Genomic DNA, 11,830 nt, shown 5'->3' with positions numbered 1-11,830 from the left:
GGGGAGAAGCAAATGTCGCTGTATCACTTGCAAACTATGGTAAGGAAGCATATTTTGTAACAAAACTTCCAAAACATGAAATAGGCCAAGCAGCAGTAAATGAGCTTAGAAAATATGGCGTAAATACTAACATGATAACACGTGGTGGAGATAGAGTAGGTATTTATTACTGCGAAAAAGGGGCCTCACAAAGACCTTCTAAAGTGATTTATGATAGAGCTTATTCAGCTATTGCGCAGGCTAAAAGAGAAGATTTTAATTGGAGTGAAATTTTTAATGGTGCAGAGTGGTTCCATTTTACAGGAATAACTCCTGCATTATCAGATGAATGTGCAGCAATAACACTAGATGCAGTAAAAGCAGCAAAAGAAGCTGGAGTTATGGTAAGTGTAGATTTAAACTTTAGAAAAAAACTTTGGAGCAGCGAAAAAGCTGGTAAAGTAATGGGCGAAATCGTAAAATACTGTGATGTTGTTATAGCAAATGAAGAAGATGCAGAAAAAGTCTTTGGAATTAGTGCAGAGGGAACAGACATAACTGGTGGAACAATAAACGGTGAAGGTTATAAAGATGTTGCAAGAAAACTTACAGAACGATTTGGATTAAAGTATGTTGCGATTACACTTAGAGAAAGCTTTTCAGCATCAGACAATGGTTGGTCAGCAATGTTATATAACGGATCAGAATTTTATAGTTCAAAAAAATATAAAATTCACATAGTGGATAGAGTTGGCGGCGGAGATTCATTTGGTGCGGGACTTATATATGGTTTGACTTCGGGTCTTTCAAATCAAGATTCTCTTGAATATGCAGTTGCTGCTTCTTGCCTTAAACATACCGTAGAGGGCGATTTCAATCTTGTTTCCAAAGATGAGGTAGAAACACTTATGAATGGTGATGCTTCAGGAAGGGTGCAAAGATAAATATAATAGAAAGATTCATATATCTTCTTATCTTAAGATAAGGGGATTTTTTCATGTAGAAGTACGAAATAGGGTAACAAAATATTAATCTGAATTTAAACAATGTGCTATCAAAGGAGGAATTTTATATTTTGTATAGAATCTTAGATAATAATAGTACATTATAAACTATTTAAGATAAAATGAGAGGCAAGAAAATCATAGGTACTATAATTTAGAAAAACCGGGAGGGTTTTATTTTTATGAAACAACAATCATTTTACTCGCAACTAAGTAAAGACAAGAGATATATTTTAAATTGTTGCTTTTTTGTTTTTGCAGTCAATGGTCTTTACTCTATGATTTTAGGATCTTTGTTACCCATAATTAGTAATGAATACGGGCTAAACAATACAATGAGCGGTGCGCTGCTGTCTGCACATCAAGCAGGTAACTTGGTTTCTGGGTTCATTGCAGGCGTGCTACCACTTTACCTAGGAAGAAAAAAGTCTATTATGTTTTTATGTAGTTTTGTCATAATGGGATTTTTAATCATGATTTTAACAGGTAATCCAGTTTTATTGATATTAGGATTTTTATTTACAGGATTAAGTAGAGGAAGTATATCTAATTTCAATAACACTATTGTAAATGAGGTGTCAAACAGTAGTCCAGTAGCTCTTAATTTCCTACATAGCAGTTTTGCTGTTGGTGCTTTAATTGCTCCATTTTTAGTAATTATCTGTACAAATACGGCCGGGAAGAGTGGCTGGAAAATAGCAGCAGGGGTTATTATTGGTCTTGTAATTATTTCTATTTTTCTTTTTTTCAAAATGAAGATAGATGATGTTTCAAAAAAGAAGGAAAGATTGAAAATGTCCTATGAATTTTTAAAAAACAAGAATTTTTTAATTAGTGCTGGGATTTTATTTTTTTATTTGTGCGCTGAAGCAACTATTAACGGTTGGATTGTTAAATATTTTATCGATTCAAGGATCATGACCATAAAGTATGCTCAGATGCTTGCATCGCTGTTGTGGGTAGTTATTCTTGTTGGTAGATTAACATGCGCCTTTTTAGGAGATAAAGTATCTAAAAAAGCATTGTTACTTGCAACAAGTATCGGAACTGCTGGTTTCTACATGTTGTTACTTTCATCACATAATTTAACTGTAATTACCATAGCGATAATGGGCCTGGGACTTTCTATGGCAGGTATTTATCCTACAACAATTTCTACTGTTGGTAATGTTATTAAGAGTTATCCTATGTCAATGGGAGTACTACTTATGGTAGGTGGAATTGGAGCTATTATGATGCCAATTATAACTGGTGCATTGTCTGATGCTTTTGGAATTTTGGCTGGAATGACTGCTATTGTAGTAGCTATTATTTTGATGATAGTTTGTGTGGTTTTAAGTGTGTTAAACAAAACTGAAAATATATAAATCGTTTTCACTATTGCATTATCAAATATTTTAGTCTATAATAAAATTAAATTGATTAAATTGTTCACGTTAACAATAATTAAAATTTATTAAAAGAAGGGTGAAGTTATGAAGAAATTTATGGATGAAAATTTTTTATTATCTAATGAAACGGCTATAAATCTATACAATAATTATGCAAAAGATATGCCTATTATTGATTACCATTGTCATCTAAGTCCCAAAGAAATCTTTGAAAATAAAACTTTTAAGAATATAACAGAAGCTTGGTTATATGGAGATCATTATAAATGGAGAGCAATGAGAAGTAATGGTATTGACGAAAAATACATTACTGGAAATGCCAGTGATTATGAGAAATTTATGGCATGGGCAAGAACAATGCCAATGGCTATAGGTAATCCTCTTTATCACTGGACGCATTTAGAACTTCAAAGGTTTTTCGGAATATATGAAGTTTTAAATGAAAAAACCGCTCCTGCTATTTGGGAAAAGGTAAATAGATTACTAAATGGCGATGGATTTGGAGCAAGAGATTTAATTGTAAAATCTAATGTTAAAGCATTATGTACAACAGATGATCCAATAGATTCACTTGAATATCACATTAAACTTAAAGCAGATAATGAATTTGCTGTGAAGGTTTTACCAGCGTTTAGACCTGATAAAGGGCTTCAAATAAGTAAAGATACTTTTATTCCTTGGGTTGATAAGCTTGGGAAAGTATGTAAAAGGGATATTAAAAGTTATGATGAATTTCTAAAAGCTCTAGAATCAAGAGTGAGATTCTTTAATGAGGTAGGTTGTAGAATATCGGATCATGGAATAGATAGTATAGTATACATTGAAGCTTCAAAAGAAGAAGTAGCCGAGATATTTGCAAAGGTATTAGGTGGGCAAACAGTAAGTAGGGTCGAAGAAAGCAAATATAAGACATATACACTACAATTTTTGGGAAAATTATATTCGCAGCTTAAATGGACAATGCAACTTCATCTTGCGGCACAAAGAAATAACAATACAAAAATGTTAAAACAGTTGGGGCCAGATACTGGATTTGATTCTATTAACGATGAAGAGGTTGCTTATCCTATTTCAAGATTGCTGGATTCATTAGAAAATCATAACTGTCTCCCTAAAACTATACTATATACTTTAAATCCAAAAGATAATTATGTACTTAGTACTATGATTGGAAACTTTCAAGGAACTGAAGTTGCAGGCAAGATACAGTTTGGAGCTGCTTGGTGGTTCCTAGACAGTAAAGAAGGTATGATAGAACAAATGAAAACCTTAGCAAATACTGGACTTTTAAGCCGTTTCGTAGGAATGCTAACTGATTCAAGAAGCTTCTTATCTTATACAAGGCATGAATACTTTAGACGAATATTATGCAACTTAATAGGAGAATGGGTAGAGAATGGTGAAGTGCCTGAGGATATGCAACTGCTAGGAAGTATTGTTCAAGGAATAAGTTACAACAATGCAAAGAATTATTTTGGAATAGATTGTTAACGTAAACAACTTAGATATAACAGAATTGCATTATAAGCATGTGTGAGTATTAAAGGACTACTATGATATATGTCATAGAATTAAGTGCAACTTATAGTAAATACTAAGGACTAAATGTGTTAGTTAAGTGTGGTCATATATGGTATTATATAAGTATTTACTAGAGACATAGGGGTGTTAAAAATGGAAGTCACAATAAAAGATATAGCAAAAATTGCAAAAGTTTCACATACTACTGTTTCAAGAGCACTTAATGATAGTCCTTTTATAAATGTAAATACAAAGGCTAAAATAATGGCAATAGCAAAGGAACTTAATTATGTGCCAAATTATAGTGCGAAAAGTTTGGTGTTAAATAGATCTTATAATATAGGATTGTTTTTTACCACTATAAGTGAAGTAACATCACCAAGTTTCTTTTATGAAACCGTAAGCGGTGTAAATAGTATCATAAAAGAAAGTTATAATTTGGTAGTTAGAGGAATTGATGATTATAAAGATTTTGCACTTATTAATAAGAGAAGCTTTGATGGTATTATATTGATGAGTCAAAGTGAGAGTGATAATGCTTTCATATACCATTTAATGGAGAAGAAAATACCATTAGTTGTTTTAAATAGAGATATAGATGAAAGCTCATTAGTTAATATATTATCATCAGATAAAAAAGGTGCTTATGAGGCCGTAATGTATTTAATAGAAAGTGGACATAAAGAAATAGCAATAATAGAAGGTAAAAAGGGATTTAATTCTACTATTGAGAGAAAGAATGGATTTTTACATGCATTAATTGAAAATAAACTTCATATAAAAAGTGAATATATGGTTGAAGGAAATTATACTATTGAAAGTGGATTTAGTGCTATGAAAAAATTATTATGTTTAGACGAGGTCCCAACAGCAGTATTCTGCTCCAATGATGAAATGGCAGTAGGAGCAATGAAGGCTACTTTTGAAGCCGGGCTAAATGTTCCAATGGATATTTCTATTATGGGGTTTGATGGTACTCAGTTAGGCGCCTTTTTAAGACCTGCACTAACTACGTTAAGGAGACCTATTATTGAAGTAAGTAAAAAGGGCGCAGAAAAACTTTTGCATATTATAGAAAGTAATTGTGTTGAAGAAAAAAATAATAAAAGCTGTGGTGAAAAGATATATATCAATACGGAACTTATTGAGAGAGACTCGGTAGCAAGAATAACATAAATATGTACTGAAAAGAATCAATTAAATTGTTCACGTTAACAACTTTTGCTTAGCAAAATATAATATATTTATATGGATAAAGCTTAAAAATGCAGGAGGATAATAAACTTGCTTGGTAACGTTAACAGATTAATATTAATTTTACAATGCTTAGTAAAAATTGTATTAATATAACAATATTAAAAAATATAAGAGGTAAGAAGGAGAAAGAAATATGTTAAAACATATGAAGAAAATTATTGCTTTTATGTTATGTTCAACTTTAGCGTTTGGACTAATTGGGTGCAATAGTGTTACTAACGGAAAACGAATCATTCGTATATCTCATTCGCAATCACAAACTCATCCTGATCATCTAGGGCTTCTAGCATTTGAAAAATATGTAGAGTCAAGATTGGGTGACAAGTATGATGTACAAATTTTTCCTAATGAATTATTAGGACCTTCTGTCAAAGCAATAGAACTTGTTCAAACAGGGGCAATTGATTTTGCGGTTGCAAGTACTGGTAATCTTGAATCGTTTGATAATATTTATCAAATATTTAGTATGCCCTATTTATTTGATAGTGTAGATAGTTTTCATAAAGTAATGGAAAATAAAGAATTAATGAATGGTATTTATAAATCTACAGGGGAAGCTGGATTTGAAGCACTTACTTGGCTTGATGCAGGTACAAGAAACTTCTATTCTACAACACCTATTAGAAAACCAGAAGATTTAAAAGGTAAAAAAATCCGTGTTCAACAAAGTGCTACAAATGTACGGATGATGCAATTATTTGGGGCAGCAGCTGCACCTATGAGCTTCGGAGAAGTATACACAGCTATACAATCAGGGGTAATTGGCGGAGGGGAAAACAATGAATTGGCACTTACTAACAACAAGCATGGAGAGGTTGCCAAATTTTATACTTACGACGAACATCAAATGGTTCCAGATTTATTAATAGGAAACACAAAATTTTTAAATAGTTTATCACCAGACGAGAGAAAAATATTTGACGATGCGGCTAAGGAATGTACAAAAGTTGAGCGTTCACAATGGAATATTCAAATAGACGATGCTATTGCACAGTCTAAAGAAATGGGAGTTGAATTTATAAAACCAGATGTAGATTTATTTAGAGCAAAAGTACTACCGTTACAGAAAGAGTTATTGGCAAAAAATAAAAAATTACAACCTATATATGATAAAATCCAGGAAGTAAACTTGCAAACGAAGGAGAAAAAATAATATGAAAAATCTTAAAGTGAAGCTAACTAAGATATTGGAAGTTACATGTATCTCTTTATTTGTAATTATAACAATCATTGGATTATATCAAATTATAACAAGATATGTATTTAATTCTCCCAGTACAATTTCTGAGGAATTATTAACATTTTTATTTACATGGATGGCGCTACTTTCAGCTGCATTGGTTTTTGGAAAACGTGAACACATGAGAATGTCATACGTTGCAAATTTCTTTACAGGAAAAAAAGGAATATATCTAAGTATTATTTCTGAAGTGGTAGTTTTATTATTTGCTGCTTTAATACTTATTTATGGCGGAATCGCAATTACAAAACTTACAACTACACAGATTACGGCATCTCTTGGAGTTTCTATGGCATTAATATACGTTGTAGTTCCTATAAGTGGAGTTTTAACAGTGATTTATAACATTTTTAATATAAATGAATTAATTCTAGAATTAAAAGCAGAAAAATCTAAATAAAAGAGGAGAAAAATATATGTCTATAGCATTATCAGCAGGACTAATAATAGCAATTGTTTTACTGATCCTATTACTTGCAGGAATACCCATTTCAGTCGCATTAGGTATAGCATCATTACTAGCGATATTACCAACATTAAATTTCGATGCTGCCGTTTTGACAGCTGCACAAAGAACATTTTCAGGAATATCTGTATTCACATTAATAGCAATACCTTTCTTTATTCTAGCAGGTAACATTATGAATAAAGGTGGAATAGCTATACGCCTAATAAATTTTGCGAAAATTTTATCAGGTAGAATACCTGGTGCAATGGCACATACAAATGCAGTTGCAAATATGATGTTTGGAGCAATCTCAGGTTCTGGAGTTGCAGCAACATCAGCAATGGGTTCGATTATAGGACCAATTGCAGAAAAGGATGGTTATGACCGTGATTACATGGCAACTATTAATATAGCAACAGGTCCAACAGGACTCCTAATACCTCCAAGCAATGTTTTAATAACATATTCTCTTGTAAGCGGAGGAACTTCAGTAGCGGCACTATTTATGGCAGGTTATGTTCCAGGAATTCTTTGGGGACTTAGCTGTATGGTAGTGGCATTCTTTATAGCACGAAAAAAGGGATATCGGACTTCGCAGCGTGTTACGATAAAACAAGCATTAGCAATAACTTTTGAAGCAGTGCCAAGCTTGTTATTAATTGTAATTGTAATAGGTGGAATAATCACTGGTATATTTACCGCCACAGAGGGTTCGGTAGTAGCGGTTGCTTATAGCTTAATATTATCTATATTCTTTTACAAAACAATAAAAGTTAAAGATTTATATGATATTTATAAAGAAAGCGCTGAAATGACGGGTATCATAGTATTTTTAATAGGTGTATCAAGTGTCATGGCATGGGTTATGGCATTCACTGGAATTCCTTCTGCAATTTCTACTGCGCTATTGGGTGTAAGTAGTAATCATATAATAATATTGTTGATTATTAACATTGTGTTATTATGCATAGGAACTTTCATGGATATTACACCAGCAATACTTATTTTTACACCTATCTTCTTGCCAATATGTATGGGTTTTGGAATGTCTGCAATACAGTTTGGCATTATGGTTACATTTAATTTATGTATAGGTACAATTACACCTCCAGTAGGAAACATACTTTTTGTTGGAGTTAAAGTTGCGAAAACAACTATTGAAAATGTAATGCTTAAGTTAATACCATATTATGTGGCCATTTTTACTGTATTAATGCTTACAACTTACGTACCCAATATTACAATGTGGTTACCAACATTAATGGGTTATAAAAAATAAAATAATATATATATGAGGAGGACTATTATATGAAAATGACATTAAGATGGTTTGGTAGTAAACATGACTCAGTTACCCTAGAGCAAATAAGACAAATTCCTGGGGTTACAGGTGTTATAACAACGCTTTATGATATACCAGCAGGTAAAGTATGGCCACTAGAGAATATCATGAAACTAAAACAAGAAGTTGAAGAAAATGGACTGAAAATAGAAGGAATAGAGAGTGTAAACATTCATGATTCTATTAAAATTGGGTTGCCTGAAAGAGAGCAATATATTGAGAATTATATAGAAACCTTAGAAAACTTAGGCAAGGCAGGTATTAATATGGTTTGTTATAACTTTATGCCTGTATTTGATTGGACTCGTTCGAATCTTGCTAAGATGAGGTCCGACGGTTCCACCGTTTTGTCCTACGATCAGGACTTAATTGATAAAATAGAGCCTGAAAAAATGTTTGAACAAATTGATAAAAATAGTAATGGGTTTGTAATGCCAGGCTGGGAACCTGAAAGAATGGAATATGTAAAAGAATTGTTTGAAAAATATAAAGATGTTAATGAAGAAAAGTTATTCGACAACCTAGTATACTTTTTAAACAAAATCCGTCCAGTTTGTGAAAAATACAATATAATGATGGCAATTCACCCAGATGATCCTGCATGGCCAGTATTTGATTTACCAAGAATTATAAATAATAAAGAGAATATCTTAAAACTACTAAAAGCTGTAGATGCTAAATTTAATGGACTTACATTATGTACAGGCTCCCTAGGATCCAACCCCAATAATGATATTTGTGATGTAATCCGAAGTGCAAAAGGAAGAATTCATTTTGCTCATGTACGTAATTTAATTTATAATGCACCAGGTAAGTTTGATGAAGCAGCTCATTTATCAAGAGATGGTTCATTAGATATGTATGAAATAATTAGTGCATTACATGAAATAGGATTTGATGGACCAGTTCGTCCTGATCATGGTCGTGCTATTTGGGGAGAGGTTGCAATGCCAGGATATGGATTATATGATCGGGCACTAGGGGCTACATATCTAAATGGCCTTATAGAAGCAATTGAAAAAAACAGCAAAATAAAATAGTTAAAGAAATTAAATCAAGGGAGGTAAATAACATGAAACTAAAGCAAGAAGAATTAAATAATAGAAAACTTTGGGAAGAACATGGCTTTGAATTACCTAAATTTGATCGAAATAAAATGATAAAAGATACAAAAGAAAATCCTGAATGGGTACATTTTGGGGCAGGAAATATTTTCCGTGCTTTCCCTGCAGCTGTGTGCCAAGATTTATTAAATAAAGGAATATTAAATACAGGCATTATAGTTGCTGAAGGGTATGACTATGAAATAATTGAAAAGTGTTATAAGAAATTTGATAATCTAAGTGTTTTGGTAACATTAAAAGCTGATGGAAGATTAGAAAAAAAAGTAATTGGGAGTATTGCAGAATCTTTATGTGTAGATACAAACAATTTAAAAGATTGGAATAGATTAACAGAAATTTTTAGAAGTCAGTGTTTAAAAATGGTTTCTTTTACAATTACAGAAAAAGGCTATAGTTTAAAAAATGGAAAAGATGAATTTTTAAAGGATGTTTGGGCAGATTTTAATAATGGACCAACCTCAGTAACAAGTTATATTGGTAAACTAGCAGCATTATGTTATGAAAGATTTAAAGCGGGCAGATTACCATTAACTTTGGTGAGCATGGATAACTGTTCTCATAATGGTACAAAGCTAGAGCTAGCTATTACTACGTTTGCAAAACAGTGGACAGAAAACAAATTGGTAGAGGCTGAGTTTCTAACTTATGTAACAGAGGATATATCCTATCCTTGGTCTATGATTGATAAAATTACACCAAGACCTGCACAGTCTGTTATAGATATGTTAAAGGATATCGGGTTTGAAGATACAGAAACTATTATGACTTCAAAAAATACATTTATTGCACCTTTTGTTAATGCTGAAGAACCTCAATATTTAGTAATTGAAGATAATTTTAAAAATGGTCGTCTTCCACTTGATGATGCTGGTGTTATATATGCAGATAAAGAAACAGTAGATAAAGTAGAAAAAATGAAAGTTTGTACTTGCTTAAATCCTCTTCATACTGCATTGGCGATTTATGGTTGTCTACTTTCTTACAATAAAATATCAGATGAAATGAAAGATGTGGAGCTTGTAACATTAATAGAAAATATAGGTTATGTGGAGGGGCTACCGGTTGTTGTAAATCCTGGGATTATATCACCAAAGGAATTTATAGATGAAGTAATGAAGGTGCGACTTCCAAATCCATTTATGCCTGATACACCACAAAGAATAGTCTGCGATACTTCACAAAAATTGGGAATACGTTTTGGTGAGACTATCAAAGCATATACTAAAAATCCTAATTTGGATGTTAAAGACTTAACTTTTATACCTCTTGCCATAGCAGGCTGGTGTCGTTATTTAATGGCTATAGATGATAATGGAAATGCTTTTGAATTAAGTCCTGATCCTATGCTTTCATCATTAACTCCATTAATAGCTGATATTAAGTTAGGTGAGGCTTGTGATGTTCATGAAGTTTTAATTAGAATTTTATCAAATAAGACAATATTTGGTGTTGATTTATATGAAGTAGGTCTAGGTGATAAAATTGAAACTTATTTTAAAGAATTAATCGGTGGGAAAGGTGCTATTCGGTTAACTCTAAAAAAATACTGTAACACTAATATATAATAATGTTGAAAAAATATAAAAAATTAAACAAAATATAAAATTAGGGGTGTAAATAATGAAAAGATTAGAAATGATTAAAAAAATAAGTGATGCAGGTTTAGTAGCAGTAATTAGAGCAAATTCAAAAGAGGAAGGAGTAAAAATAGTAGAAGCAGTTAAAAAAGGTGGAATTAAAGCACTAGAAATAACAATGACAGTGCCTGGTGCGGTAGATATAATTAAAGAATTAACTGAAATATATAAAGATGATGAAGATATGCTTATTGGAGCTGGAACAGTACTTGATCCAGAAACAGCAAGAGCTTGTATTCTAGCTGGTGCAAAGTACATTGTAAGTCCAAGTTTAAATGTGGAAACGGTAAAATTGTGTAATAGGTATAGAATAGCAGTAATGCCAGGAGTAATGACTGTAAAAGAAGCAGTAGAAGCTTTGGAACTAGGAGTAGAGATAATTAAGGTTTTCCCAGGAAATGTTTTTGGGCCAGCAATTATTAGTTCCTTTAAAGGACCTCTTCCACAAGCTAACTTTATGCCAACGGGCGGAGTATCTCTTGCTAATGTAAAAGATTGGATTAAGGCAGGTGCCGTAGCAGTAGGAACTGGTGGAGATTTAACAAAGGGAGCAAAAACTGGTGATTATGAATTGGTAACAGAAACTGCAGCTAAATTTGTAGAAGCGGTTAAAACGGCAAGAAATCAGATATAAGCAAGAAAAGTATAAAATAGATAAAAGAGAAATCAATGAACTAAATTTATAGGAGGTAATAACATGGGAAAAATTATAACATTTGGTGAAATCATGCTTAGACTTGCACCAGCTGGTTTTGAAAGGTTTGCACAAGCAAAAGAGTTTGGAGTTGTTTATGGCGGGGGAGAAGCAAATGTCGCTGTATCACTTGCAAACTATGGTAAGGAAGCATATTTTGTAACAAAACTTCCAAAACATGAAATAGGCCAAG

General features: G+C 32.2%; 11 protein-coding genes. All 11 read left to right on the top strand.

All coding sequences use genetic code 11. The features are described from left to right. On the top strand, positions 1-923 hold a 923-nt coding region (locus ACREVU_RS08445; protein WP_431551164.1), incomplete at its 5' end, for a PfkB family carbohydrate kinase. A 242-nt stretch (positions 924-1,165) separates the two neighbouring features. Next, the gene (locus tag ACREVU_RS08440) at positions 1,166-2,350 is read left to right on the top strand and encodes an MFS transporter (protein WP_431551163.1); all 1,185 of its coding nucleotides are present in this window, start codon (positions 1,166-1,168) and stop codon (positions 2,348-2,350) included. Between the two features lie 108 nt (positions 2,351-2,458). After that, positions 2,459-3,865 (top strand): glucuronate isomerase, encoded by a 1,407-nt coding sequence (uxaC, locus tag ACREVU_RS08435; RefSeq protein WP_431551162.1) that lies wholly within the window; start codon positions 2,459-2,461, stop codon positions 3,863-3,865. A 183-nt stretch (positions 3,866-4,048) separates the two neighbouring features. After that, positions 4,049-5,071 carry a LacI family DNA-binding transcriptional regulator gene (locus ACREVU_RS08430; RefSeq protein ID WP_431551161.1) on the top strand — a complete coding sequence of 341 codons (1,023 nt, stop codon included), beginning with the start codon at positions 4,049-4,051 and terminating at the stop codon, positions 5,069-5,071. Positions 5,072-5,285: 214 nt separating this feature from the next. Next, the gene (locus ACREVU_RS08425) at positions 5,286-6,305 is read left to right on the top strand and encodes a TRAP transporter substrate-binding protein (RefSeq protein WP_431551160.1); all 1,020 of its coding nucleotides are present in this window, start codon (positions 5,286-5,288) and stop codon (positions 6,303-6,305) included. Between the two features lies 1 nt (position 6,306). Then, entirely contained in the window at positions 6,307-6,792 is a 486-nt protein-coding gene (locus ACREVU_RS08420; protein ID WP_431551159.1) for a TRAP transporter small permease, read from the top strand. A gap of 16 nt (positions 6,793-6,808) precedes the next feature. Next, on the top strand, positions 6,809-8,119 hold the full coding sequence (locus ACREVU_RS08415) for a TRAP transporter large permease (RefSeq protein ID WP_431551158.1): 1,311 nt from the start codon (positions 6,809-6,811) through the stop codon (positions 8,117-8,119). Between the two features lie 29 nt (positions 8,120-8,148). Then, the gene (gene uxuA, locus ACREVU_RS08410; protein ID WP_431551157.1) at positions 8,149-9,222 is read left to right on the top strand and encodes a mannonate dehydratase; all 1,074 of its coding nucleotides are present in this window, start codon (positions 8,149-8,151) and stop codon (positions 9,220-9,222) included. Positions 9,223-9,254: 32 nt separating this feature from the next. Beyond that, the gene (locus ACREVU_RS08405) at positions 9,255-10,871 is read left to right on the top strand and encodes a mannitol dehydrogenase family protein (RefSeq protein WP_431551156.1); all 1,617 of its coding nucleotides are present in this window, start codon (positions 9,255-9,257) and stop codon (positions 10,869-10,871) included. A 55-nt stretch (positions 10,872-10,926) separates the two neighbouring features. Further along, positions 10,927-11,577 carry a bifunctional 4-hydroxy-2-oxoglutarate aldolase/2-dehydro-3-deoxy-phosphogluconate aldolase gene (locus ACREVU_RS08400; protein ID WP_431551155.1) on the top strand — a complete coding sequence of 217 codons (651 nt, stop codon included), beginning with the start codon at positions 10,927-10,929 and terminating at the stop codon, positions 11,575-11,577. Positions 11,578-11,640: 63 nt separating this feature from the next. Further along, the coding region (locus ACREVU_RS08395) for a PfkB family carbohydrate kinase (protein ID WP_431549838.1) at positions 11,641-11,830 on the top strand (190 nt) is incomplete at its 3' end.

The organism is Clostridium sp. (genome assembly GCF_050717535.1).
GTDB lineage: Bacteria > Bacillota > Clostridia > Clostridiales > Clostridiaceae > Clostridium_AD.
The sequence above is the reverse complement of the archived record's forward strand: the minus strand, read 5'-3'. Positions and strand labels throughout refer to the sequence as shown.